Consider the following 25958-nt stretch of genomic DNA (forward strand, 5'->3'; position numbering starts at 1 on the left):
AGCGTGACTAGCACGGGCCGACCGGCAAGGGCCAGCGCGCCGTCAACCGACCGGAACGCCCGTCTCTTCCTGCGGCGCTGGGCCGGCGAGGTCGTCGCGCGCATTGCGGGCAAGTTTCTTTGTCGATCGCTTGGGGTTGTCGCCGAACAGGTCGGCGGCCCCGGCGAGACAGGTCCTCTTCAGGCTCTTTTCCGAGCGCTTCAAAAGCTTGCCCAGAAGCTTGGTTTCCTGGGCATCGCCGAGCGGTTCGTCGTCGGCTTCGAGCAGGGCGCGCATGACGAAGACATCGTGCAGTTCGCCCAGCTTTTCGCCCAGTTCGTCGACCGCCTTGCGCCGCACCTTGATCGGCGTTGGCCACAGCCGGCCGAGCAGCGACAAATGCATCGAGTGGGTCTTTGCCGCCTTGCGCAGGTCGTGGAAATCCTCGGCCTCACCGCGCGATCCCGCCCTGTCTAGCGCCTTCCTGGCGCGGCGCAAGGTCTTGCGGGCGCCGTCGGCGAGCACGTCGGCGGCGTGTTCGGGCAAATCCGGGAGCAGCAGCCGCTCTATCCGGACCAGGCCTTCCTCGCAGGCGGCGGTCGCAGCACCTATGGCGGCGTCGAGGCCGGCGCCGGCATGCATTTCATGCTGGCGGGCAATAAGCCGATCGCGCACGCTGTCGAGGCCGCCGCCGGCAACATGCTCTGGAAAGGCGGCCGCCAGCCGGTCGATGGTCTCGACCAGCGCGGTTGCTTCACGCGGACCCGCCAGCAGAGCCGCCACCTGGCGGTAGCACTGGTTTTCAGTTTGGCAAAACGTTTCGTTACCGGAATGGACCAGGCGCAGCAAGGCGCGCGCGCTCTTCAGCCGCTTGCGGCATTTGTGCAGCGCCGGCTCCGGCCGGTCGTGCGCCGCAGCCAGATGCGCAAGCGCCTTGCCGATTTCCTCGCCAAGGATGCGTCTGACCTCGCCGGTCAGCGGCAGGCGCGGATCGATGCGAAAACTCATGCGGCGATCTCCGGAATCCCCCCAAGGGCGAGCGACGCGTTGTAAAACCTTTGCTCGCCGGTCACTTCGCGGCCGAGCCAATCAGGCAGCATTTCGTCAGGTACATCCTCCGGCGTCTCAAGCTCGGCCACCACCAGGCCAGCAAGAATCCCGCCGAAAACATCGACTTCGTAGAGATAGCCGCGATGCCTAACATGGTGGCGTGTCTTCTCGATGACATGTCCGATGGCGAAGGCCAGCATCTCCTCGGCATCGGCCAGCGGGATCGGATACTCATACTCGTCGCGCTCGCGGGCGCGGCTGCCGAATTTGAGCGTCAGTTTCGCCGAGCTGCCGTCGCTGATGCGCACGCGCACGGTGCGGCCAGGGGCTGCGGCAAGGTAGAACTGGCGAATGCGGATATCCGCCTCGGCCAGATCACGCCACTCGGCGCTGGAGACCAGGAACTTGCGTTCGACTTCCTTGCCCATGGCCGCGCACTTAAGCGTCTGCGGCTCGACATGGCAAGCCGGCACAGAGAATCAATTTGACTTTAATCAATCGATTGATTAAAGTAGTTGACATGATCAAACCAACACCCGGTAGAACGCCCCGCCAGGAGACATCGCCTGCCGAGCAGACGCGCGCCGCACTTGTGCTGGCCGCGCTCAAACTGTTCGGACGGCAGGGCTTCGACGGCACCTCGACGCGCGAGATCGCGGCGGAGGCCAAGGCCAATATAGGTTCCATCGCCTATCATTTCGGCAGCAAGGAAGGGCTGCGCGCGGCCGCCGCCGACCACATCGTCGAGACCATCCAGACAATCGCCGGACAAGCGATCGGAACTGCGCCGGCTCAGTCCACTCCCGAGGCTGCCAGGGCGCAGCTGTTCGCGGCGCTGGAGCGCATGGTGGGGTTCATCGTCGCGAGTCCCGAGGCTGGCGAAATCGTACAATTCGTACTTCGCGAGCTCTCGCATCCCACGGCGGCGCTCGACCGCATCTATGCCGGCGTGTTCGAGCCGACGCATCGGCGGCTCTGCCAGGTCTGGGAACAGGCGACCGGCGAGCCGGCCGAGAGCGAGGCCACCAAGCTCACGGTTTTCACGCTGATCGGCCAGGTCATCTATTTCCGCATCGGCCGCGAGGCGGTGCTGCGCCGAATGGGCTGGCGCGAGATCGGCGCCGCGGAAGCCGCCAAGGTGGTGGCAGTCGCCACCAACAACCTCGAGGCCATGCTGGGCGCGCGAAAGCCGGCCGCCCGCAAGGAGGGCAAGCGATGAGTTTTCTCTGTTCCCTGCCGCTCGCGGCCCAGCTGTTCAGCGCCTGCGCGCCGGCGGCACCCCTGGCCGTCGGCTATGTCGAGGGCGAGTATGTCTTGCTGGCGCCGATCGAGGTGGCGCAGGTCGAGACCGTCAAGGTCAAGCGCGGCGACCGTGTCGAGCCCAACACGCCGGTGGTGACGCTGGAAAGCGCCGACGCCAAGATTGCCGTGGCGCAAGCCGAAGCGGCGCTCGCCCAGGCGCAGGCGCAGCTTGCCGACCTGCAGGTTGGCAAAAGACCGGAAGAGATTGCCGTGCTGAAGGCCGAGGTCGACATGGCCCGCGCGCAAGCCACCGACGCCAGGCGCCGCTATGACCGCGCCAGCGATCTGTTCAAGCGCGGCACGGGCACGCAGGCCGACTACGACACCGCGTCCGCAACGCTGGAGACGGCCAATGCGCGGGTCGGCCAGGCGGAAGCCAATCTCGCGGTCGGCGGCCTGCCGGCGCGGCCCGAAACAATTAAGGCGGCCGACAACCAGGTCAAGCAGGCGCAGTCGGCCCTGGAACAGGCTGAGTGGCGGCTGTCGAAGCGGGTGCTGGCGGCGCCCTCGCCCGGCCGCGTCAACGACGTCATCCGCAACCCCGGCGATACCGCCGGCCCGACCGCGCCCGTCATCTCGATGCTGCCCGACGGCGCCGTGAAACTCAGCGTCTATATCCCGGAAAGAGCCTTTTCATCGATCAAGGTCGGCACGCTGCTTTCCGTCCATTGCGACGGCTGCGGCGAGGGCGTGAAGGCCCGCGTCAGCTATGTCTCGCCCGATCCGGAATTCACCCCGCCGGTCATCTATTCGCTCGAGAACCGGCAGAAGCTGGTCTACCTCGTCGAGGCGCGGCCGGAGGGTGATGCACAAGCGCTGCAGCCGGGGCAGATCGTCGATGTCGAGCTGGCGGCCTCGACACAATGAACGCCATTGACGTCCATGGCCTGGTCAAGCGTTTTGGCGACAAGACCGTTGTCGACCATGTGACGATGTCGGTGGCCGAAGGCGAGATCGTCGGCTTTCTCGGGCCGAACGGCTCGGGCAAGACGACGACCATTCGCATCATGTGCGGCCTGCTGACGCCCGACGAGGGCGAAGGCACGGTGCTGGGATTCAACATCCGCACCGAGTCGCTCCGGATCAAGCGCGAAGTCGGCTACATGACGCAGAAATTCTCGTTCTACGAGGATCTGACGATCGGCGAAAACCTCGAATTCGTGGCGCGGCTCTACCGGCTGAAGCCGGTCGAGGAGCATGTGGCGCGCACGCTGGAAGAACTTGGCCTGACGACGCGCCGCAACCAGCTCGCCGGCACGCTTTCGGGCGGCTGGAAGCAGCGCCTGGCGCTTGCCGCCTGCATCATGCACAAGCCGAAGCTGCTGCTGCTCGACGAGCCGACTGCCGGCGTCGACCCGAAGGCGCGGCGCGAGTTCTGGGACGAGATCCATCGCCTCGCCAGCGGCGGGCTGACGGTGCTGGTCTCCACCCATTACATGGACGAGGCCGAGCGCTGCCACCGCATCAGCTATATCTCCTATGGCAAGATGCTGGCCACCGGCACGGTGGACGAGGTGGTGAAGAATGCCGGGCTGACCACCTTCGTGCTGCAAGGGTCGCGCCTCGACCAGGTCGCCGATGCCCTGAAGGAACGGCCGGGCGTCGACCAGGTTGCGCCGTTCGGCGCCACGCTGCATGTCGTCGGTTCCGACAAGGCAGCACTCGAAAAGGCGCTCGCCGATGTCGAGAAGGAGCACAAGGGCGTCAGCGTAAAACCCGGCGAAACCAGTCTCGAGGATGTGTTCATCCAGTTCATGTCCGGCTCGAAGGACAATATGGCATGAACAGTGTCTTCTCCTTCGCCAGGCTCAGTGCGCTGCTGATCAAGGAATTCATCCAGATGCGGCGCGACCGCATCACCTTCGCCATGATGCTGGGCGTGCCGCTTTTACAGCTGGTGCTGTTCGGCTATGCCATCAACAACGATCCCAAAAGCCTGCCTGCCGCACTCGTGGCGACCAGCAACGACCCCTACACCCGCGCCATTGTCGCGGCCCTGCAGACGACCGGCTACTACCGCTTCGACCATGTCGCGCAAAGTGCCGAGCAAGCCGAATTCCTTATGGCGCGCGGCGACGTTTCCTTCGTCGTCACCATCCCCGCCGATTTCGGCCGCCGGGTCGAACGCGGCGACAATCCGCAGATCCTGATCGAGGCCGACGCCACCGATCCGGCCGCCGCCAGCGGCGCCATCTCGACTCTAAGCACTGTCGCCAGCCAGGCGCTGCTTCGGGCGCAAGGCATGCAGGAGGCGGCGGCCGAGAACGCCAGGGGCCAGCTCGACGTGGTGGTGCACCGGCGCTACAACCCGGAAGGCATCTCGCAATACAACATCGTTCCCGGGCTGCTCGGCGTTATCCTGCAGATGACCATGGTGATGATGACCTCGATCGCGCTGACGCGCGAGACCGAGCGCGGCACGATGGAGAACCTGCTGGCTATGCCGTCCAGTCCGCTCGAGATCATGCTGGGCAAGGTGCTGCCCTATCTGGCGGTCGGCGCGGTGCAGGTAGTGGTGGTGCTGGCAGCGTCGAAGCTTTTGTTTGCCATCCCGTTCACCGGTTCGATGTCGTTGCTGCTCACCGCCGTGCTGGTGTTCGTGCTGGCGCTGGTGCTTCTCGGCTACACCATCTCGACTATTGCCCGCACGCAGATGCAGGCACTGCAGCTGACCTTCTTCTTCTTCCTGCCGTCGATCCTGCTGTCGGGCTTCATGTTCCCCTATCGCGGCATGCCGGGCTGGGCGCAGATCTTTGGCGAGATTTTCCCGCTGACGCATTTTTTGCGCATCACCCGCGCGGTGATGCTGAAAGGCGCCGAGCTGCCGGCGGTGGCGGGCGAGATCACCTGGCTGGTTGCTTTCGCGGCTTTGTTTGCCGGCGTCGCATTGGTGCGGTTCAGGCGGACACTGGATTAGCTCTCAAGGGTTGAGCGATTTTGGACCGCTGACGAACGGGCTCCCCTTGACGTAAAATCGCAGCGGGCGGTCTGCATCCTTGGTAATGCCGATGCGGATGCCTTGGCCGATGTCGCCGGCTTGATGCTCATCTTCGGCCAGCCATAGCGGACCTTGCCGGCACAGATCGAGGCCGTCGAGCGAACGGTCGATCCGCAAGGCGTGGGCAAGCCGTCCCGGCCCGCGTGCCAGGTCACGCAAGCGCTCGACACCTCGGTTCTCCCGCATAAGCGGAATGCCTTCGAGCGGTTCGAGCGCCCGGATCAGGACGCCGGTGCCGGTCCCCGCCTTCTCGCTCGAGACGTTAAGCATCCAGGAGACGCCATAGGCGAGATAGACGTAGGCGTGTCCGGGTCCGAGAAATAGCGAGCGATTGCGCGGCGTCATGCCGCGATAACCATGGCCGGCAGCATCGCCGACGACATAGGCTTCGGTCTCGACGATACGGCCGCTAACGATGCCTTCAGGCAGTTCTCGGACCGCCACCTTACCGATGAGATAGCGGGCGAGGGCGGCTGTATCACCCGGGAGTTCGGCGCGGTCGAGCTGGCGGTAGATGTCGGCCCTGTTGCTGCGCATAAGCCTTACTGCCGATTGATATGCAATGCGCGAAAGAAGCTATTTTCGTATCGGTTGAATCTGACTTTCGCCCATTCGGCGATGACGATCTCTTCGTCGATGACCGGCCGTCTGTAGTCCTTTGTTTTCCTGACACCACCGCCCTCCAGGGTCTCGTCGAGATGGGTCATTTTGGGTGTTCCGTCAGAAAACCTTAGATACATGTAGGCGAAAATGGCCACATGCCGCTTTCCAATAGAGCCTGTATAAATCTCAATCGCATGAACTGCTGCCTGAACGGCTTCGAAGGATTTGCCCCGTTGCGCTCTTTCGAGTTTGACGAAAAGCAGGAATAACCTTTTGTCGGCCAGAGTGAGACTGCCATCGTCCGTATTTCTCACGCCATGACCGAGCAGTTTTCGCTTCGTATAATGGTAGATTGAAAAAGCCATCGTGCACTCATGTTCGCCCCAACGAAATTACGCGCACTTACCACCTTTGCAAGACGCAGAGCTAAGTGTTCGAGCGTAGCTGCCTAGGCAGCGAGTGAGCGGCGGGCCACGCCTATCGCCGCCTGGCTTCAAGATATCCGCTCGACCCATAGCGCGCGCGAAGGTCCCGGCTCGAACGGATCGCCGAAATACTGGGTCTCGCGGGCCACCTTGCCATCGACGAACTCCATGATGCTCACCGTATAGGAGGGAACGCCGTCATAGGTCAGGACATATTCGGTGATCCAGAGATCGCCTGAGCCGATGATCCTCCGCACCGCGAAGCGCTTCTGGTTGGGCTGCGCGGCGCGCGACGACTGGATGTTGCGCCGCCCACGAATGCGCTCGCCCGACTGCGGATAGTCGAGCACCGCGTCGTCGCGATAGATCTGATGCTCCGTCTCGAAATCATTGGCATCGGAGGCAGCCCAGTGGCGATCCAGAGCCGCTCTTATGTCAGCGTCTGCCATATCGGTTCTCAGGCCGCGGCCATGATCTCGGCATAGGTGCTGAAATCGACATTGCCGCCCGACAGCACCACGGCCACGCATTTGCCCGACAGCTCGATCTCGCCTGACGAGAGTGCTGCCAGCGCGACGCAGCCGCCGGGCTCGACCACCAGCTTGAGATGGGCCATGGCGTCGCGCATTGCTTGCGCCGCCGCCTTGTCGGAGACGGCGATCGCGCCGGCCAGGTTCTTGCGGTTGATCTCGAAAGTGATCGCGCCAGGCTCTGCGGTGAGGATGGCATCGCAGATCGAGCTGTGGCCGGGTTCGTTGGAAACCCTTTCGCCCTTGGCCAGCGAGCGGCGGGTGTCGTCGAAATGCTCGGGCTCCACCGCCCAGACGGCCGTATCTGGCGAGGCGTCTTTGACCGCAATCGAAATGCCGCTCGACAGGCCGCCACCACCGCAAGGGATGAGAACCGCGTCGAGGCTGACGCCGAGCGCCTTGGCCTGGCGCATCAGTTCGAGGCCGATCGTGCCTTGGCCTGAGATGATGGCCGGATCGTCGAAGGGCGGCACCAGCACCATGCCTCTGTCCATATAGGGGCGCACCACGGTCATGCGGTCGTCGCGAAAACGATCGAACGGCACCACCTCGGCGCCCATCTTGCGAACGTTGGCGATCTTCATTGCCGGCGCATCGGCGGGCATGGCGATGACTGCCTTGACGCCGAACATGGCGGCGGACGCGGCGACGCCTTGAGCATGGTTTCCGGAAGAAAAGGCGACCACGCCGCGGCCGCGCTCTTCCTCGCTCAGCGTCGACAATTTGTTGTAGGCGCCGCGAAACTTGAACGAGCCGGTGCGCTGCAGCGTCTCCGGCTTGAACAGGATGCGGCCGCCGAAGCGCTTGTTGAGTTCCAGCAATTCGATCAGCGGGGTTTCGACGATCAGGCCGGAGAGTCGCGCGGCGGCGGCGTGGATGTCGGCAATGCCGGGAAGCGTGGTCATGACGAAGTCCTGAGAGGGATGAGATCGGCGCATGGTGCACGCAAAGGCAGGCCGCGCACCAATGAAAAAATGTGACCGTTACAAAGTTTGGCGGGCATGAACTCGCGAGGAGGAGGGTCAAACTGGCCCACCTCTCCCGCCTTTATCCGCGAGGCCGTATCGGCTAAGGGCGGGGAACAGAATTCCGGACCGCCAGAAATGACCACCAAGCCCAACCCCCTGTTCCTCGGCATCGACACCGGCGGCACCTATACCGACGCCGTGCTGTGGTCGGAACAAGGTGGTCCTAAAGGCAAGGTGCTGGCCAAGGCCAAGGCGCTGACCACGCGGCACGACCTTGCCGTCGGCATTTCCGGTGCGGTCGACGCGGTGCTGGAGAAATCCGCCACCGACCCGGCCGCGATCAAACTCGTGTCGATGTCGACGACGCTTGCCACCAACGCACTGGTCGAGGGCCAGGGCGGTCGCGTTGCGCTGATCATGATCGGTTTTACCGAAGCCGACCTTGCCCGCGACGGGTTGAAGACCGCGCTCGGCACCGACCCGGTGGTGTTTTGTCAGGGCGGCCATGATGTCCATGGCAATGCGGCCAAGCTCGACCTCGCAGGCCTCGAGGCGGCGCTGCCCGAACTCGGCGCCTCGGTGTCGGGCTTTGCCGTCTGCGCCTATTTTGCCACCCGCAACCCGGCGCATGAACTCGCCGCGCGCGACCTGATCCGCGAAAAGACCGGCCTGCCGGTCACCGCCAGTCACGAATTGTCAGCCAAGCTCGGCGGCCCGCGCCGCGCGCTGACCACTTTGCTCAACGCCCGGCTGATCTCGATGATCGACCCGCTGGTGGCGGCGACTGAGGGCTTTCTCGAGGCGCGCAAGATCGCCGCACCCCTTATGGTAGTGCGCGGCGACGGCGCGCTGGTTTCGGCCGCTTTTGCCCGCCAGCGGCCGATCGAGACGATTTTGTCCGGCCCGGCCGCCAGCCTGGTCGGCGCCCGCCACATGACCGGCTTGGACAACGCCATGGTCTCCGACATTGGCGGCACCACGACGGATGTCGCAGTGCTCGATGGCGGCCGCCCACGGCTCGATCCCGAAGGCGCCACGGTCGGCGGGTTCCGCACCATGGTCGAGGCGGTGGCCATGCGCACCTTCGGCCTCGGCGGCGATTCCGAAGTGGCGCTGGAAGATGGCGCGCTCAACCCGAAGATCCTGCTCGGCCCGCGCCGCCTGGTGCCGTTGGCGCTGGCCGGAATGATGCATGGCGTTGCAGTGACATCGGAACTCGAACGCCAGCTCCGCGCGCCCAATCCCGGCCGCATGGATGGCCGTTTTGCGCTGCGCACGGGCGTGCCGGACAGGCTTGCCGCTGGTCTGACGGCGCCCGAGGCAAAACTCTACGACCAGATCGGCACTGTGCCGCTGGCCGTCGACAGGCTACTGGCCTCGAACGCCCAGAACGCCACGCTGAACCGGCTGGTCTCGCGCGGCCTCGTGCACATCTCCGGCTTTACGCCTTCGGACGCCGCCCATGTGCTGGGCAAGCAGGCCAATTGGGATGTGGCCACCGCCCGGCTCGGCGCCGAACTCTTCGCTCGCAAGCGCGACGGCCGCGGCCAGAACATCGCAGCCTCGCCGGAAGTGATTTCCGAACGCGTGCTGGTGATGCTGACGCGCTGGTCGGCCGAGTACATTCTCGAGACCGCCTTCGCCGAGGACGGGCTGGATGGCGCGGCAACCGTCGCCCACGCGCTGGTGCAGCGCGCCGTCGATGCCCATCCCGGCATCGCCAGGCTCAGCGTCGCGCTCGACCGCCCGGTCATCGGCCTCGGCGCCTCGGCGCCGCTGCACTATGCCGGCTTGGCCGAGCTGGTCGGCAATGAATGCGTGGTGCCGGAAGACACCGACGTCGCCAACGCCCTCGGCGCCGTCGTCGGCCAGGTCCGCGTCTCGGCCGAAGCCCGCGTCAGCCAGCCCAAGGAAGGCCTGTTTCGACTCGCGTCGGGGCAGACGGTGCGCGATTTCACCGACGAGGCCAAGGCGATCGCGGCGGCGGAAGCCGATGTGCGGGCCATTGTTGCCGAACGGGCGAAGGATGCCGGCACCGACAATGCCGAGATCGAAGTAGCCACCGAATTCCGCGTCTCCACAGTCGAGGCTCAGCGCATGTTCATCGAAGCGCATGTGGTTGCGGTGGCGTCGGGCCGGCCAAGGATTGCGGTGTAAGCCTTCTTCCTTCTCCCCGTTTCACGGGGAGAAGGTGCCCGGGCGGATGAGGGGCAGCGCCAACCCACGCAGTTTCACGGTCTCGCCACCTCACATATCACCGCGCCGCCCCTCATCTGGCTGCCGCCATCTTCTCCCCGTAGAACGGGGAGAAGGACGCTGTCGCCGCCGTCTTCGCCAACCTGCCAAAATCCCGCCTTCACCCTAAGCTGAATTGACCCTTCACCCCTGACATGCCAAAGGCCGCAAAGCCTTTCATCTGGAGAAGCCCCGATGACCGATCGCGTCGAGATCGCCGGATTGCGGATTGCCCGCGAACTCAATGACTTTGTCGCCGGCGAAGCGCTGCCGGGCACCGGCATTACGGCCGACACGTTCTGGAACGGCTTTTCTTCCATCGTGCATGATCTCGCGCCGAAGAACAGGGCGCTGCTGGCCAAGCGCGACGCCATGCAGGAGAAGCTCGACGCCTGGTACCGCGCCAATGGCGCGCCCATCGACATGGCGGCCTACAAGATTTTCCTCAAGGAGATCGGCTATCTCGTTCCCGAAGGTCCGGCCTTCAGCGTCAGCACGGACAATGTCGACCCCGAAATCGCCGTCGTCGCCGGGCCGCAGTTGGTAGTACCGGTGATGAATGCGCGCTATGCGCTCAACGCAGCCAATGCCCGCTGGGGGTCGCTCTACGATGCGCTCTACGGCACCGATGCCATTCCGGAGGCCGGCGGCGCCGAGAAGGGCAAAAGCTTCAACCCCGCGCGCGGCGCCAAGGTGGTGGCCTGGGCGAAAAACTTCCTCGACGAGTCCGTGCCGCTCACCTCGGGCAAATGGGCAGGGGTGAACGGGCTTACAGTCCAGGGCAACATCTTGCGGCTCAGTGCCGGCGCCGGCGGCACCACGCTGGCCAACCCGAAACAGTTTGCCGGCTATCGCGGTGAGCCCGCCAACCCTGAAGCCATTTTGCTTACCCAGAACGGCCTGCACGTCGAAATATCAATCGACCGCGCCAACCAGATCGGTCGCACCGATCCGGCAGGCATTGCCGATGTCATCCTGGAATCGGCGCTGACCACCATCCAGGACTGCGAGGATTCTGTCGCGGCGGTGGATGCAGAGGACAAGGTCGTGGTTTACCGCAACTGGCTCGGCCTGATGAAGGGCGATCTCGCCGAAGAAATCAGCAAGGGCGGCAAGACTTTTGTCCGCAAGCTCAACCCCGACCGCGTCTGGACCGCGCCAAATGGCGGCGCGCTGAGCTTGCCTGGCCGCTCGCTGATGCTGGTCAGGAATGTCGGCCACCTGATGACCAATCCCGCCATTCTCGACCGCGACGGCCATGAGGTGCCGGAAGGCATCATGGATGCCGCACTGACGGCGCTGATCGCCCTGCACGATGTCGGCGCGAACGGCCGCCGCGCCAATTCCCGCGCCGGCTCGTTGTATGTGGTGAAGCCCAAGATGCACGGGCCTGAGGAAGTGGCTTTCGCCGTCGAGATTTTCGACCGCGTCGAAGCGCTGCTCGGCATGGCCAAAAACACCATCAAGATGGGCATCATGGACGAGGAGCGGCGCACCACCGTCAACCTCAAGGAGGCGATCCGCGCGGCCAGAGAGCGCGTCGTGTTCATCAACACCGGCTTCCTCGACCGCACCGGCGACGAAATCCATACCTCGATGGAAGCCGGGCCGATGATCCGCAAGGGCGACATGAAGCAGGCCGCCTGGATTTCCGCCTATGAGGCCTGGAATGTCGATACGGGCTTGGAATGTGGTCTCGCCGGCCACGCCCAGATCGGCAAGGGCATGTGGGCGATGCCCGATCTGATGGCGGCGATGCTGGAACAGAAGATCGCCCATCCCAAGGCCGGAGCCAACACCGCCTGGGTGCCGTCGCCGACCGCTGCCACGCTGCACGCCACCCACTATCACAAGGTCGATGTTCATGCCGTCCAGGTGGCGCTGAAGAGCCGGCCAAAGGCCAAGCTCGATGACATCCTTTCGGTGCCGGTGGCGGTGCGTCCGAACTGGACGCCGGACGAGATCCAGCGCGAGCTCGACAACAATGCGCAAGGTATTCTGGGCTATGTCGTGCGCTGGATCGACCAGGGCGTCGGCTGCTCCAAGGTGCCGGACATCAACGATGTCGGCCTGATGGAAGATCGCGCCACGCTGCGCATCTCCTCGCAGCACATCGCCAACTGGCTGCACCACAAGGTCTGCTCGCAGATTCAGGTCATGGATTCGCTGCGCCGCATGGCGGCAATCGTCGATCTGCAGAATGTCGGCGATCCGCTCTACCGGCCGATGGCCGCCGACTTCGACAGTTCCATCGCCTTCCAGGCCGCCTGCGACCTGGTGTTCAAGGGCCGCGAACAGCCGAATGGATATACCGAGCCGGTGCTTCACGCGCGGCGGCTGGAGCTGAAGGCGAAGCAGGGCACGGTCTGATTCAGCCCGGCCGGAGGTAATTGCTTGTTACTGGCCGCTCCGCATCTGAGGCGGGATCCGCATGTGGTCGCCGGTTGCGGTGACCTCACACGCGTTGGATCGAGCGCGACAAGAAGACGTCGGTATGCCTGACATGCGCCGGAGTTTCGCGGAAAGGTGCGCAGGGCCTGAAGCCGAACGCCTCGTACACGGCAACGGCGTTGCTCATATAGAAGGTCGTGTGGATCAGCACCGTGCGGGCTGGCCCTTTCTCGATCTCCGCCAATGCAGCGCCCATCAACTCGCGACCTATCCCTAATCCGCGGAAAGATGCGTCGACGAAGAATCTGTGAAGCTCCACTGTGTTGTCGTCGAACTGGTCAAAGGCGAGGCAGCCTGCCGGCCGGCGCTCCGATCGTGCAATGAACGCCATGGCAGCAGGCACGCCGAATTGCATCGCCAGCTCCGGGCCGCTTGTTTCCGGCTGGAAGAGGATCCTGATATCCTCCTCCGAAACGCCGTGGGGGGCCGAAGCGTCGACATCCCATTGCGCAAGCTTGCGACAGAGCCCTGCCAAGGTCTCGAAGTCTTCGGCGCTACGGGCCGGTGAAACTGAGATCATCCCTCGCCCCCGCGGATCTACGCGATCATAGCACGCACGGCCCCCCGACGCGAAATGCACATCGTCCGGCTCAGTTAAGGCGGCGCCTAAGCCGCCTGCGCCACCCGCTCCGACATCATGCGATAGGAAATCGCCTCGGCCAGGTGGATGCGGCCGACGGTCTCGCTGGCGTCGAGGTCGGCCAGCGTGCGCGCCACTTTCAGCACGCGGTGATAGGCGCGCGCCGAAAAGCCGAGCTTTTCGCTGGCGTCTCTCAGCAGCGACAGGCCGGCTGCATCCGGCACGGCGATGTCTTCGATGATCGAGGGCGAGCAATGCGCATTGGTGGTCGCGCTGGTGACGGCGAGCCGTTCGAAGCGCTCGCGCTGGATGGTGCGGGCGCGGGCCACGCGCTGGGCTACGGCGGCGCTCTTTTCCGCCCGGTCGGGGCGGATCAGGTCGGCGGCCGAGACCGCCGGCACCTCGATCCTGAGGTCGATGCGGTCGAGCAGCGGGCCTGAAATGCGCGCCTGGTAGTCGGTGCGGCAGCGCTCGCCGCGCAGGCAGCGATAGCCGGGTTCACCGGCCATGCCGCAGCGGCACGGGTTCATCGCCGCCACCAGCTGGATGCGCGCCGGATAGGTGACGCGGTGGTTGGCGCGCGCGATCATGCAGTCGCCGGTCTCCAGCGGCTGGCGCAGCGCATCCAGCGTCTGCGGCGAGAATTCGGGGAATTCGTCGAGGAACAGCACGCCGTGATGGGCGAGCGAGACCTCGCCCGGCCGCACCCTGAGGCCACCGCCGACCATCGCCGCCATCGAAGCCGAATGATGTGGAGCGCGGAACGGCCGCCGGTCGGTGAGCTTGCCTTCGCCGAGTTCGCCCGCCACCGAGGCAATCATAGAGACTTCGAGAAGCTCCTTCGGCGCCAGCGGCGGCAGGATCGAGGGCAGCCTTTGCGCCAGCATCGATTTTCCCGAGCCTGGCGGGCCGACCATCAGCAGATTGTGGCCGCCGGCCGCCGCCACTTCCAGCGCCCGCTTGGCGCTCTCCTGGCCCTTGATGTCGCAGAGGTCTGGCAGGTCGCGCGCCGAGACATGGATGCCGGGCTCGGGCCGCGACAGCACCTGCGTGCCGCGAAAATGATTGGCAATCGCAATCAGGCTGCGCGGCGCCAATATGTCGAAATCCTTGCCAGCCCATGCTGCTTCCGGCCCACAGCCGAACGGGCAGATCAGGCCCTTTCCCTCGGCATTGGCGCCGATCGCCGCCGGCAGCGCGCCAGCGACCGCGGCAATGGTGCCGTCGAGCGACAATTCGCCGAGCACGACATAGGAGGCCAGCATATCGCCCGGGATGGCGCCAAGCGCCGCCATCAGGCCGAGCGCGATCGGCAGGTCGTAATGGCTGCCTTCCTTGGGCAGGTCGGCGGGCGCCAGGTTGACCGTGACCTTTTTCGACGGCATCGACAGGCCCGACGCATGGAGTGCCGCCTGCACCCGCTCGCGGCTCTGCAAGAACATTACAGGAACATGCAAGTGTCGCGTCCTTCCGGCACCATACGATGCCGACGCCTGCCTTCGCCCGAGACAGAATTAACCACAAAGGCGCGGCGCGGTTGGGTGTCACCGATCCGACTCGCATACTATGGTATGGTTGGGACTGGGGGACATCCGCAGCGCGTCCAGGCGCCAAAGCGAGGAAAACAGGATGCCGACCTTAAGCAATGGCAGTCAGCTCACCGTATGGGAAGAACCCGACTATCCCAATCCAAGTCCAGACGCGGTGCTTTTCAGCATCACGGAACCCGACGGCGACGTGATCGGGCCGATAGGGGCAAAGCCCGATTTCCCGTTCGGCGGGATCGACGTGGCTTCGGTCGATGTCTTCGACGGCTTCTTCACCATCACCAGCTTCACCAATGAGGGCAGGACCGAGACCTGGACGACGGTCGAGACGCAGGTCTTCGACAACGACGGCAATCTTCTCCGCACCTTGTCCGACCAGGCGGCCTACCTGTCGGCCCGGATCGTCTCGGTCAACGCCGACAGCCCCGACACCATCACTGTCACCTGGATCGGGGCGAACGAGTATTTCGGCGGCGAAAACACCCAATACGGCCAGCACCAGATCATCCTGGAGGGCGGCACGCTGCAGCCCGACACGTTCGTCAATCATGCGCCCGCGGTCGCCAATCTGAATGTGTCGGTTTCGCAGGGGGAATTTCTCGACGACATCAAATTCAGCGCCGCCGATGCCGACTATGATCTCCTGAGCTTTGTCGTCGTCGATGGGCCGGACCATGGCACCTTTGAGCAAAGCACGCGTTTCGACGGCAACCACTATCCGTTTCACCAGGGTCACTATGGCAACAGTCTGCACTATCATGCCGACTTTCTGAACGGCAATCTGTTCGACTACACGCCCGAGGCTGGCTTCGTCGGCACCGACAGCTTTACGGTTTATGCCACGGACGGCCAGGGCAACAGCAACCTGGCGACGATTACGATCACGGTTGTTCCACCGGCCGAATCCATCACGCTGACCGACGCCACGAACACCGTGAGCTATGGAAGCTACGATCGTGCCGTGCTCATCGACGCAATGGGTGGCGGCGACCGCATCACCGGCACCTGGTTCAACGATACGCTCGACGGCGGTGCCGGCCACGACCAGCTGTTCGGCGGCGCCGGCGCCGACACCCTGATCGGTGGCGCGGGCACCGATTGGCTGAAGGGCGGCGCCGGCAACGACGAATTAAGCGGCGGCGCGGGCACGGACGGCATCCGTGGCGATGAGGGCGACGACGCCCTCGACGGCGGTGCCGGCTCCGACGACCTGCGCGGCGGCGTTGGCGATGACATCCTCAACGGCGGAGCCGGTGGCGACCGGCTGGCCGGCGGCGAGGGCAGGGATGTCTTCGTGTTCGACGCGCTTGGATTGGCGAATTGCGACAGGATCGAAGACTTCGATGCGCAAGACGATATGATCCGCCTGGACAGCTCTGTGTTTGTCGGACTGCAGGCCGGACCGCTTTTCGCGGCAGTCTTCGCGATAGGTGACAAAGCCATCGATGACAGCGACCACATCCTTTACAACGACGTGACCGGCGACCTTTTGTTCGATGTGGACGGGGTAGGCGGCGCGGCGGCTGTCAAATTTGCCGCCGTCGACCCGGGCACCTGGGTCACCGCGGACGATTTCATTGTGATCTAGGGCAAGGTATGAAACGGTTTTCCTGCAGGAATTGCGTGAAAGCAAAGAGATAGAGCGGTTCTGTGGTTCCGCGAAACTGCTCTATTTCCGCTTCCCTTCCACCGCGTCCCAGAACAGGCTCGCAATGTCGGCGCCGCCAAAACGTTGCACTTCGCGTACGCCGGTGGGCGAGGTCACGTTGATCTCGGTCATGTAGTCGCCGATCACGTCGATGCCGACGAGGATGAAGCCGCGCTCTTTCAGCGACGGTCCGATGCGGGCGCAGATCTCGCGCTCGCGCTCCGTCAGCTCGGTCTTTTCGGCGCGGCCGCCAACATGCATGTTGGAGCGCGAATCGTGGTCGGCCGGCACCCGGTTGATTGCGCCAACCGCCTCGCCGTCGATCAGGATGATGCGCTTGTCGCCCTTGCGCACATCCTTCAGATAGCGCTGCACGATATAGGGCTCGCGCGACAGCTGGGCGAACATCTCGAGCAGCGAGGCGAGGTTGCGGTCGTCCTCTTTGAGATGGAAGATGCCGGCGCCGCCATTGCCGTAGAGCGGCTTGACGATGATGTCGCCGAATTGCTTGCGGAAGGCGGCGACTTCCTGCGGATCCTTGGTGATCAACGTTTCCGGCATCAGGTCGGGGAATTCGGTGACGAAGATCTTTTCCGGGCTGTTGCGCACCAAGGCCGGGTCGTTGACGACCAATGTCTTCGGGTGGATGCGCTCGAGGATATGCGTGGTGGTGATGTAGTTCATGTCGAAGGGTGGATCCTGGCGCAGCAGGATCACGTCCATCTCCGACAGGTCGGTGCGCACCTTGTCGCCCAGCGTGTAGTGATCGCCCTTCTCGTCGCGGAGCTTCATCTCCTCGATGCGGGCAAACACCTTGCCGCTCAGCATCGACAGCCGGTCGGGCGTGTAGTGGAACAGTTGGTGGCCGCGCCGCTGTGCCTCCAGCGACAGCGCAAACGACGTGTCGCCGGCGATCGAGACGGTGGAGACATGGTCCATCTGGACGGCGATCTTCAGGGGCATCTTCTGGTCTCCAGCGGGTCGAGCAAGTCCAGGAAAAGTGCGTAGCGGTTTTCCGTCCGGAATTGCGGCAAGGCAAGCCGCCGATATACGGAACTCGGGGGCTTCTGCCAATCGGCCAGAGCCTATTGCCGGGCGGCGCTTCGCTTGGTGCAAGCGCTAGGAGATCGTTTCGAAATTCGCTCTGGTGAGTCAGATGGTGGTGTTTTCGAGAACCGGAGCGCAGCGGACGTTTGGGTCCGTGAGCACCGGAAGCGCAGAAAACGCCGTCAGATGGCCGCCAGAGTAGAATTTCCAAACGATCTCAGCGGTCGAAGACCAGCCGGGAGTACCCGAGGAAGGACAGCGCCATCGCCGCCAGCGAGGCAATCGCAAGGGCCACCAGCGGCGGCATTGCCGGCAGCGCGAACAGGATGGCGCAATAGACGACATAGTTGACGATGCTGGTGGCGATGCCGACGCCGCCATAGCGCGCACCCTCCTGCGTTACGCCGCGGCTCGACGGCGAAAACGTCAGGTGCCGGTTGATCTGCCAGGTGACGCAGAGCGCAAAGCCGATCGACAGCAAGCGCGCGACGAAGGCGCCGAGCGGCGTCACGGCCAAAAGCAGCCAGAGTGCCGCGGCGTCGGCGAAGAAGCCGACGGCGCCGGCAAAGACGAAGCGGGCGAGCCTGCCCACGGCCTCAGGCGGCCCGGGGCGTCTTGCCCGGTTCGGCCTTCGCGGTTTCACCAGTGCGTTCGCGCCGTTCGATCCGGCCAGACGGGACCGAGAGATAGAAGATGCGCTTCTGCTCGGCGCGTCCGCGCGATACCGAATCGAGGATCAGTCCGGTCACCATCGCCAGCATAGACAACAGCAGCAGGCCGACCGACAGCACCCAGGTCGGCATGCGTGGCACGAGGCCGGTCTGGGCGAATTCGATCAACACCGGCGTCATCAGGGTAAGGCTCGATGCCAGGAAGAGAATCGCGAAGGCGCCGAAGAAGCGCAGCGGCTGCGTCTCCTTCATCAGCATGGCGAACATCCACAGGATCCTGGCACCGTCGCGATAGGTCGACAGCTTCGACGACGATCCCTCAGGCCGGCGGCCATAGTCGAGCGCGATCTCGCTGACCGGCAGCTTGAGCTGCGAGGCATGCACCGACATTTCGGTCTCGATCTCGAAGCCGCCGGAAACGGCGGGAAAGCTCTTGACGAAACGCCTGGAGAAGACGCGGTAGCCGGAGAAGATGTCGGTGAAGTCGGTGCCGAACAGCTGCTTGTAGAGGCTGTTGAAGATGCGGTTGCCGAAGGCATGGCCGGAACGGCCGGCATCGTCGGCGACGCCGCGCCTGGTACCCACCACCATGTCGCAGCGCTCGGTCTGCAGGATGTTGATAAGCTGCGGTGCATCTTCCGGCGCATACGTGCCGTCGCCGTCGGCCATCAGATAGATATCGGCATCGATGTCGGCGAACATGCGCCGCACGACATTGCCCTTGCCCTGACGCGGCTCGCGGATGACGATGGCGCCGGCCGCGCGCGCCTTGAGCGCGGTCAAATCCCTGGAATTGTTGTCATAAACATAGATCGCGGCCGACGGCAGCGTCTCGCGAAACCGCCGCACCACCTCGGCGATGGTCAGTTCCTCATTGTAGCAGGGCAGGAGCACGGCAATGGCCGGCTCGTGGCGGACTTCGTGCGGCATTTCCGTCTCCCGATGCCCGGCGGAGCCTCCGGCCGCGCTCAAATGCGGCCTCGCTCAGGCGACTTTACTATTTATTGAAGCTGTTAAGGCTAGGTTTAAGCCGAGCTTCTTTCCGACAAAGGCCGTGATGATGAACGCAGCCAAGGCGGGTGCTTCCTCCTGGAAGTCCGATATGACGCTGGCGCTGCTTGCCATGCTGGTGGCGCTGGCCGTCAATGCCACCACGGGCTTTCGCGAATTGAGCAATGCCGGCGGCGACAATGACAGCCTGCTGCGGCTGGTCGAGGTTCGCGATATGCTGGCCGGCCAGGGCTGGTTCGACCTGCATCAGTACCGGATGGGGCCGGAAGGCGGCTTCGTCATGCACTGGTCGCGGCTGGTCGATGCGCCGCTCGCCGCCATCATCCTCGTCGCTTCGGCGCTGACCGGCAGCATGGCCATGGCCGAGGCGATCGCACAGGTGCTGTGGCCGGCGCTGCTGTTTTTCCTGGCGGTGTTCTTCCTCGCCCGCGCGGCGCGCAGCTTTGCCGGCGCCGGCGCCGTACTGCCCGCAATCGTCATCGGCGCGGCGGCGCTGCATTTCATCGGCATCTTCTTGCCGGGTGCGCTCGATCATCACAATGTCCAGCTGACGCTGACCATGGCCAGCCTCAGCCTGCTGCTCAAGGCGCCTGCACACCGCTGGGCGGCGCTGATTTCGGGTCTGTGCGCGGCACTGACGCTGGCCGTCGGCATGGAAACCGCGCCCTATGTCGCCACCATCGGCGCCTGCATCGCCATGCTGTTTGTCGCCGACCCCGGCGGCGAGCACCGGATCGCAAGGGACTTCGGTCTCGGCTTTGCCGGGGTTTCGGCGTTCGTCTTCGTCACCACCATCCCGCCATCGACTTGGGGCCAGGCGCAGTGCGATGCCTTTTCGGCCGTGCAATTCGTTGTTGCGGCAATCGCCGGACTGGGCCTTGCCGTCGTGACGTCGCTCAGGGCGTCCAATGGCACGGCCGGCCGCCGGCTGATCTCGCTCGGTCTACTCGCGCTTGTGCTGGGCGCCGTCGTCGTGGCGCTGTTCCCGCAGTGCCTTGCCGCGCCCTACGCAAACCTCGATCCGCGCCTCAAGGAATTGTGGCTCGACCACATCGATGAGGCACAGTCGCTGTTCCATATTGCCGTCAGCGACCCGGCCTCGGTGGCGGCGCGCTATGTCACGCCGCTGGTGGCGATCGCGCTGATGGCGCTTCGGCTGCGCGGACCGTGGCGCCGCCAGGACAGCCTCGTCGGCGCCTTGCTGGCCGCCGCCTTCATCGTCAGCGCCTGGCAGGTCCGCGGCTCGACATTCTCGATCGCCTTTGCCGTCATCCCGCTGTCGGCCTGGATCGCAACATGGCGCGAACGGGCGAGCATCAGCCCTTCGCGCAGCGTGTCGCTGCGCATGGCGGCAGTCTGGCTGGTGTCGGTAAATGCCGTCTGGGCCGGCGCTGCCGCCGCCACCTCGAGCGCATTCGAGGCCGATAAGGTCTCCGCCGAGGCCAAGGACGCCGATCCGGCCTGCACGCGCAAGGCCTCCTTCGCAACGCTGGCCAGGCTGCCGGACACCACGGTGCTTGCCATTTCCAATCTCGGCTCACCCATCCTGGCCTATTCCGGCCACCGCGTCTTTGCCGGCCCCTATCACCGCAACATCGCCGGCGACCTGCTTGCGCTCGATGCCTTCCTCGGATCGGCGGACCAGGCCAAGGCGATCGTGGCGCAGCACCATGTCGGCCTGGTGGCGCTCTGCCGCGGCAGCGCCGAAAGCAAGGTGCTCGCCGCCAAGGCGCCGCAAGGCTTCCTGGCCGGGCTGATGCAGGGAAGCGTCCCCGATTGGCTCGAACCGCTGGCCGAAACACGCGGAAACCCGGTCGAACTCTACCGCGTCCGCTAAAGCATCATTCGCCAGCGAAAAATCGATTTCGCGATACGGTTCCTAAACGCTTTGCTGCCAGTCTCAGCGTAAATTTCGGACGTCAAAACAGGGATACCGATGCAAACGACGTTTGGCACCGGGCAGGCAAGCAGGGAAAACTCGGATCTGGCGTTCACCGACACGCTGACCGGGCTTGGCAACCATCGCCGCTTCTTCGACAAGGTCGACCGCCTGATCAGCGACCGTGCAGACGATCCCGCGCCCTTCACCGTCGGCATTCTCGACCTCGACGGCTTCAAGCCGATCAACGATCTGTTCGGCCACAAGGCCGGCGACGACATATTGATCCAGGTGGCGATGCGGCTGCGCGCCTCGATGGACAGCCACTCCACCGTCTGCCGCATCGGCGCCGACGAATTCGCCTTCCTCTATCCGATGGTGTTCTCGGAGGAAGCCGCGGCCGAGAAGTCGCGCATGATGATCGAAATCCTGTCGGCGCCCTACGATGTCGGCGAACGCACCGCCAGGCTTTCGGCTTCGGTCGGCTGCTCGCTGTTCTATTCCGGCGACGAAACCACGGAAATCCTCGTCAACAAGGCCGAAACGGCGCTCTACCATGCCAAGCGTTCGGGCCGTGGCCGCGTCGTCGTCTATACTAGAGAGATGGAAGAGGCGGCCAAACGCGTCACCCGCATCGAGCAGGCGCTGCGCCGCGCCGTCTCGGCCGGCGAGGTGGAGCCGCATTTCCAGCCCATCGTCGACCTCAACACCCGCCGTACCATCGGCTTCGAGACGCTGGCGCGCTGGACCGATCGCGACCTCGGCGTCGTCCCGCCGACCGTGTTCATTCCCATCGCCGAGGAGCGCGGCATCATCGGCCCGCTGTCGCAGCTGGTGCTGCGCAAGGCGACCGAAGCGGCGCGCAGCTGGCCGAAGGACCTGTTCCTGTCCTTCAACCTGTCGCCCTCGCAGCTCGTCGACCAGAACACCGGCCTGCACATATTGTCGATCCTCGACCGGACCGGCTTCGATCCGCGCCGGCTCGAGATCGAGATCACCGAAACCGGCCTGATGAACGATCCGGCCTCGGCGGAGAAGATCGTCGAGGATCTGCGCCGCGTCGGCATCCGCGTCTCGCTCGACGATTTCGGCACCGGCCAGTCCTCGCTCGGCCGCTTGCGCGAATTCCACTTCGACAAGCTCAAGATCGACCGCGCCTTCGTCTCCTCGATCCTTGACGACCGTCCGTCGGAGCACATCATCCGCGCCATTCTCGCCATGTGCGAGGGGCTCGGCATGGATGTCGTCGCCGAAGGCATCGAGGAGGAGGCGCAAGCCGACCGCCTCGTCCAGTTCGGCTGCGCCGGCGGCCAGGGCTATTTGTTCGGCAAGCCGGTCGATGCCGACGCCACGCTCGGCTATCTCCGCGATTCCTATCGTGGCGCCGTCTACGCCAAGGCGATCTGAGCGCCGGCATGCCATTCATCGAGCAGGTCAGCGGTTTCAGGCCGGGCTAGGCTTCGCCCAGCGTCTTGCGTCTTTTTGTCTGACATAAGCCGAACAAATCGCCGTTTTCGCCCTTGCTCGCCGGACTTGGCTGGATAGGATGCGCGCCGACCGGACCAGAGCAATTCCAGGAAAAGTGTGAAACGGTTTTCCCGGGAAAAACGCGTAGCGCTTTCCCTTGGGAATTGCGTCAATCAAAGAGATAGGGCTGTTACCCGTTGCCATGAAACGGGGAACCGCTCTGGGAGACAAAAAATATGATGCCATCGGCGGATTTTGCCGACCTCAGGGGCGCCTCGGTGCTGATCACCGGTGGCGGTTCGGGAATTGGTGCGGCGCTGACCGAGGGTTTTGTTCGCCAGGGCGCCAATGTCGCCTTCATCGACATCGCCGATGGCCCAAGCACGCTGCTTGCCGACCGCGTCGAAAAGGAACTTGGCCGGCGGCCGCTCTACCTCAAGACCGATTTGCGTGATGTCGAGGCGCTGCGCGCCTCTGCGGCCCAGGCGGCAGAAGTGCATGGCGACGTCACCGTGTTGGTCAACAATGCGGCGTGGGACGAGCGCCACGATGTGGCTGACGTCAGCGTCGAGTTCTGGGACAACAACCTCGCCGTCAATCTGCGCCCGCATTTCTTCACCGCACAGGCGGTGGCGCCGGGCATGAAGCGGGCCGGCGGCGGCTCGATAATCAACTTCACCTCGACCTCCTATCTCATCAACCACCCCGACATGCCGGCCTATACCGCCGCCAAGGCCGGCATCCTCGGTCTCACCAAAGGCCTCGCCGGCAAGCTCGGCGTCGATGGCATCCGCGTCAACGCGATTGCGCCGGGCTGGGTGATCACCGAACGCCAGAAAGAACTCTGGGTCACCGAACAGGGGCTCGCCGCTCATGTAGCCAAGCAGTGCATCAAGCAGGTCATGCAGCCCGACGATATTGTCGGCACCGTGCTGTTCCTTGCCTCCGACGCCTCTCGCATGCTGACGGCGCAAATGCTGATCGTCGACGGGGGTTTCCTGTGAGCCCGGCAAGCCAGGCAGCAGCGGGCAAAGCTCCGGCCGTCGCCGCCGTCGACTGGGGCACGACCCGTATGCGGGTCTGGCTGGTCGACGAGGCGGGTGGGGTGCTTGCCGAACGTCGCGGCGATGACGGCCTGATCACCGCGCAGCAGAAAGGTTTTTCGGCCATCCTCGAAGGCCATCTAGCGGCGCTTGGCGCACCTGACACACTGCCGGTCATAATCTGCGGCATGGCCGGCTCGCGCCAGGGCTGGGTGGAGGCGCCTTACGTCACCGTGCCGGCGCCGATCGGCGCCATTCTCGCGGGTGCCGCCCGCATTCCCGGCCAGAGCCGCGACATCCGCATCGTGCCTGGCCTGGCGCAGCGCCTGGAAGACGCGCCGGATGTCATGCGCGGCGAGGAAACCCAGCTTGCCGGCGCCGGTTTGCCGGCAAAGGGTCGCCATCTCGTCTGCATGCCCGGCACCCATTCGAAATGGGTACTCGTCGAGGACGGGGCGGTCGATGGTTTTTGCACCTGGCCAACGGGCGAGCTTTTTTCGGTGCTGGCCACTCACTCGATCCTGCGCCATTCGCTGGGCGAGAATCCGAAGCCGGTCACAGCTGACAATCCATTCTTCCAGGACTGGTGCCGCAAGGCGCTGGCCGAGGGCGGGGATGTAACGTCGCGGCTGTTTTCGATCCGCGCCGCCGGCCTGTTGCAGGACCTCAAGGCAGATGACGCCTCCGCCTGCTTGTCCGGCCTGCTGATCGGCGGGGAGATCGCCTCGGCAGGTCGCCGCTACGGCGAAAGCACTACCGCAATCGTGTTGGTCGCTTCCGGCTCGCTTGCGGCGCTTTACCGGCAGGCGCTCGACCTTGCCGGGCTTTCTGTCAGGACGGTCGACGCCGACGAAGCGGTGCGTGCCGGCCTGATCGAGGCCGCGCGGGAAAATGGCATGATTGCCAGAAATGGAGTGAGCGCGTGACCCAGACCGCACCTTTCCCGAAGCTCAAGCGTGGTCTTGTCGCCATTCTGCGCGGGCTGAAGCCCGGCGAGGCTGTCGCCATCGGCCAGGCGCTGTTTGATGCCGGCATCGAAGCAATCGAAGTGCCGCTCAATTCACCCGAGCCGTTCGTCTCGATCGCCAGCATTGTCGCGGCTTTGCCCAGGACGGCGCTGGTCGGCGCCGGCACGGTGCTGACGTCGGCCGATGTCGACGCGCTGCACAAGGCTGGCGGTAGACTGCTGGTCAGCCCCAACATCGATGCCGAGGTCATGGCCCGCGCCATGCACCATGGCATGGTGACGATGCCCGGTGTGTTCACCCCCACCGAAGCGTTTCTGGCCATCCGGCTTGGCGCCTCGGCGCTGAAATTCTTCCCGGCAAGCGTGCTTGGCGCCGGCGGCATTTCGGCGATGCGCGCCGTGCTGCCTGCCGATACGGTGGTCGGCGCCGTTGGCGGCGTTTCGGAGAAAGACTTTGCCGGCTACAAGTCAGCTGGGGTGACCGCTTTCGGCCTCGGCTCCAGCCTGTTCAAACCGGGCATGAGCGTCGACGAGGTGGCCACGCGTGCCCGGGCGGCGGTGACGGCCTGGGATGCGGCGTTCGGCGGAGAGGCATGATGGACAAGGTTTCGGTCTTTTCGGATCATATCTGTGAACTCGGCGAGGGGCCGAGCTACGATCCGGCCACCGATACGCTGTTCTGGTTCGACATCGTCAACGGGCTGTTGCTGGAGCAGGGCGTCACCTCAGGTGTGCTGAAAGTCCATGAGCTCGGCCAGATGGCCAGCGCCATCGCCATCATCGACGACAAGCGCCAGCTTATCGCCACCGAGACCGGCCTGCACGTCCGCGATGTGGCGACCGGCAAGCTGACGCTGCATACGGCCATCGAAGCCGGCAATGCGCTGACGCGCTCCAACGATTCGCGCGTCCACCCTTGCGGCGCCTTCTGGGTCGGCACCATGGCCAAAAACGAGGGCAAGGGCGCCGGCTCGATCTACTGGTTCTTCAAAGGCGAGCTGCGTACGCTTTACACCGGCATCACCGTGTCGAACTCGATTTGTTTCTCGCAGGATGGGACGATCGCCTACTACACCGACACCGCGACCGGCCTTTTGATGCGCGTCGCCTGCGACCCCGCGACCGGCCTGCCGGTTGGCGAATCGAAAGTGTTCGTCGACCACCGCTCCTCGAAGGGCTATGTCGACGGCTCGGTCGTCGACCGCGACGGCGTGTTGTGGAACGCCGTCTGGGGCGGCAAGGCGGTCAAGGCTTATGCGCCCGACGGCACGCTGCTGCGCGAAATCCCGATGCCGGCAACGCAGTCCTCCTGCCCGGCCTTTGTCGGTTTCAAGGCCGACCGGTTGGCGGTGACCTCGGCCTGGAAGGGCAAGGACGACAAGCAACGCAAGCTTGACCCGCAGGCCGGCATGACCTTCCTGCTCGACATCCCCGTCAACGGCCGCTTCGAGCCGCGCGTGCTGATCGCCTGAGAGGCACCAGTGCTTCGTTGAGGGTTGTCACGCAACCGCCCGGCCCGGTCGGTTTCACGCAAGCCGATGGTGCCTGCCGTGCGAT

23 protein-coding genes and 1 pseudogene are annotated in these 25958 nt (G+C 64.5%); 13 read left to right on the forward strand and 11 right to left on the reverse strand.

Translation table 11 applies throughout. The annotated features are described in order from the left end of the window. Positions 1-42: 42 nt before the first annotated feature. Complete coding sequence (locus tag ACYHH6_RS04850) at positions 43-987, reverse strand: CHAD domain-containing protein (protein ID WP_352582972.1); 945 nt, start codon at positions 985-987, stop codon at positions 43-45. Beyond that, on the reverse strand, positions 984-1457 hold the full coding sequence (locus ACYHH6_RS04855) for a CYTH domain-containing protein (protein WP_352582970.1): 474 nt from the start codon (positions 1455-1457) through the stop codon (positions 984-986). Before ACYHH6_RS04855 ends, ACYHH6_RS04850 begins: the two co-directional genes overlap by 4 nt. 92 nt (positions 1458-1549) lie before the next feature. On the opposite strand from ACYHH6_RS04855, the gene ACYHH6_RS04860 reads away from it, so the two are divergent. From ACYHH6_RS04860 to ACYHH6_RS04875, 4 genes are read left to right on the forward strand one after another with little or no spacing between them, the layout of a single operon-like run. Then, the gene (locus tag ACYHH6_RS04860; RefSeq protein WP_352582968.1) at positions 1550-2248 is read left to right on the forward strand and encodes a CerR family C-terminal domain-containing protein; all 699 of its coding nucleotides are present in this window, start codon (positions 1550-1552) and stop codon (positions 2246-2248) included. Further along, the gene (locus ACYHH6_RS04865) at positions 2245-3198 is read left to right on the forward strand and encodes an HlyD family secretion protein (protein WP_352582966.1); all 954 of its coding nucleotides are present in this window, start codon (positions 2245-2247) and stop codon (positions 3196-3198) included. Before ACYHH6_RS04860 ends, ACYHH6_RS04865 begins: the two co-directional genes overlap by 4 nt. Then, positions 3195-4115: an ABC transporter ATP-binding protein gene (locus ACYHH6_RS04870; RefSeq protein WP_352582964.1), complete on the forward strand. Its 921-nt coding sequence runs from the start codon at positions 3195-3197 to the stop codon at positions 4113-4115. Before ACYHH6_RS04865 ends, ACYHH6_RS04870 begins: the two co-directional genes overlap by 4 nt. Beyond that, positions 4112-5248, forward strand: a complete 1137-nt coding sequence (locus ACYHH6_RS04875) for an ABC transporter permease (RefSeq protein ID WP_352582962.1) — start codon at positions 4112-4114, stop codon at positions 5246-5248. The genes ACYHH6_RS04870 and ACYHH6_RS04875 overlap by 4 nt, the downstream gene beginning before the upstream one ends. A gap of 3 nt (positions 5249-5251) precedes the next feature. Here ACYHH6_RS04875 and ACYHH6_RS04880 read toward each other — a convergent pair whose 3' ends face one another. From ACYHH6_RS04880 to ACYHH6_RS04895, 4 genes are all read right to left on the reverse strand, one after another. Continuing rightward, positions 5252-5866, reverse strand: coding sequence for a DNA-3-methyladenine glycosylase (locus ACYHH6_RS04880; RefSeq protein ID WP_352582960.1), 615 nt, complete (start codon positions 5864-5866; stop codon positions 5252-5254). Positions 5867-5871: 5 nt separating this feature from the next. After that, complete coding sequence (locus ACYHH6_RS04885) at positions 5872-6297, reverse strand: hypothetical protein (protein ID WP_352582958.1); 426 nt, start codon at positions 6295-6297, stop codon at positions 5872-5874. Between the two features lie 128 nt (positions 6298-6425). Next, a complete protein-coding gene (locus ACYHH6_RS04890) occupies positions 6426-6806 on the reverse strand; it encodes a nuclear transport factor 2 family protein (RefSeq protein ID WP_352582957.1) in 381 nt (126 codons plus the stop codon). A gap of 8 nt (positions 6807-6814) precedes the next feature. After that, the gene (locus tag ACYHH6_RS04895; protein WP_488500403.1) at positions 6815-7792 is read right to left on the reverse strand and encodes a threonine ammonia-lyase; all 978 of its coding nucleotides are present in this window, start codon (positions 7790-7792) and stop codon (positions 6815-6817) included. 198 nt (positions 7793-7990) lie between these two features. Here ACYHH6_RS04895 and ACYHH6_RS04900 point away from each other — a divergent pair, with 198 nt between their 5' ends. Continuing rightward, positions 7991-10012: a hydantoinase/oxoprolinase N-terminal domain-containing protein gene (locus ACYHH6_RS04900; protein ID WP_352582954.1), complete on the forward strand. Its 2022-nt coding sequence runs from the start codon at positions 7991-7993 to the stop codon at positions 10010-10012. 273 nt (positions 10013-10285) lie between these two features. Beyond that, on the forward strand, positions 10286-12460 hold the full coding sequence (locus ACYHH6_RS04905; protein WP_352582952.1) for a malate synthase G: 2175 nt from the start codon (positions 10286-10288) through the stop codon (positions 12458-12460). An 85-nt stretch (positions 12461-12545) separates the two neighbouring features. Here ACYHH6_RS04905 and ACYHH6_RS04910 read toward each other — a convergent pair whose 3' ends face one another. Beyond that, positions 12546-13061: a GNAT family N-acetyltransferase gene (locus ACYHH6_RS04910; RefSeq protein WP_352582950.1), complete on the reverse strand. Its 516-nt coding sequence runs from the start codon at positions 13059-13061 to the stop codon at positions 12546-12548. Positions 13062-13147: 86 nt separating this feature from the next. Then, a pseudogene (locus tag ACYHH6_RS04915) lies at positions 13148-14554 on the reverse strand (YifB family Mg chelatase-like AAA ATPase); the annotation flags it as partial. 196 nt (positions 14555-14750) lie between these two features. Here ACYHH6_RS04915 and ACYHH6_RS04920 point away from each other — a divergent pair. After that, positions 14751-16256: an Ig-like domain-containing protein gene (locus ACYHH6_RS04920; RefSeq protein WP_352582948.1), complete on the forward strand. Its 1506-nt coding sequence runs from the start codon at positions 14751-14753 to the stop codon at positions 16254-16256. An 81-nt stretch (positions 16257-16337) separates the two neighbouring features. Here ACYHH6_RS04920 and gshB read toward each other — a convergent pair whose 3' ends face one another. The 3 genes from gshB to ACYHH6_RS04935 form a co-directional block, all read right to left on the reverse strand. Next, positions 16338-17279, reverse strand: a complete 942-nt coding sequence (gshB, locus tag ACYHH6_RS04925) for a glutathione synthase (protein WP_352582946.1) — start codon at positions 17277-17279, stop codon at positions 16338-16340. A 301-nt stretch (positions 17280-17580) separates the two neighbouring features. Next, positions 17581-17955 carry a GtrA family protein gene (locus ACYHH6_RS04930; protein WP_352582944.1) on the reverse strand — a complete coding sequence of 125 codons (375 nt, stop codon included), beginning with the start codon at positions 17953-17955 and terminating at the stop codon, positions 17581-17583. 4 nt (positions 17956-17959) lie between these two features. Next, positions 17960-18964, reverse strand: a complete 1005-nt coding sequence (locus ACYHH6_RS04935) for a glycosyltransferase (protein WP_352582942.1) — start codon at positions 18962-18964, stop codon at positions 17960-17962. Between the two features lie 130 nt (positions 18965-19094). On the opposite strand from ACYHH6_RS04935, the gene ACYHH6_RS04940 reads away from it, so the two are divergent. From ACYHH6_RS04940 to ACYHH6_RS04965, 6 genes are all read left to right on the forward strand, one after another. Further along, positions 19095-20882, forward strand: a complete 1788-nt coding sequence (locus ACYHH6_RS04940) for a GtrA family protein (RefSeq protein ID WP_352582940.1) — start codon at positions 19095-19097, stop codon at positions 20880-20882. 99 nt (positions 20883-20981) lie between these two features. Beyond that, complete coding sequence (locus ACYHH6_RS04945) at positions 20982-22331, forward strand: putative bifunctional diguanylate cyclase/phosphodiesterase (RefSeq protein WP_352582938.1); 1350 nt, start codon at positions 20982-20984, stop codon at positions 22329-22331. A 296-nt stretch (positions 22332-22627) separates the two neighbouring features. Beyond that, on the forward strand, positions 22628-23395 hold the full coding sequence (locus ACYHH6_RS04950; RefSeq protein WP_352582936.1) for an SDR family NAD(P)-dependent oxidoreductase: 768 nt from the start codon (positions 22628-22630) through the stop codon (positions 23393-23395). Beyond that, the gene (locus ACYHH6_RS04955) at positions 23392-24360 is read left to right on the forward strand and encodes a 2-dehydro-3-deoxygalactonokinase (RefSeq protein WP_352582934.1); all 969 of its coding nucleotides are present in this window, start codon (positions 23392-23394) and stop codon (positions 24358-24360) included. Before ACYHH6_RS04950 ends, ACYHH6_RS04955 begins: the two co-directional genes overlap by 4 nt. Further along, positions 24357-24998 carry a 2-dehydro-3-deoxy-6-phosphogalactonate aldolase gene (locus ACYHH6_RS04960; protein WP_352582932.1) on the forward strand — a complete coding sequence of 214 codons (642 nt, stop codon included), beginning with the start codon at positions 24357-24359 and terminating at the stop codon, positions 24996-24998. The genes ACYHH6_RS04955 and ACYHH6_RS04960 overlap by 4 nt, the downstream gene beginning before the upstream one ends. Beyond that, a complete protein-coding gene (locus ACYHH6_RS04965; protein WP_352582930.1) occupies positions 24998-25873 on the forward strand; it encodes an SMP-30/gluconolactonase/LRE family protein in 876 nt (291 codons plus the stop codon). Before ACYHH6_RS04960 ends, ACYHH6_RS04965 begins: the two co-directional genes overlap by 1 nt. Positions 25874-25958 lie beyond the last annotated feature (85 nt).

The organism is Mesorhizobium sp. P171375 (genome assembly GCF_057786075.1).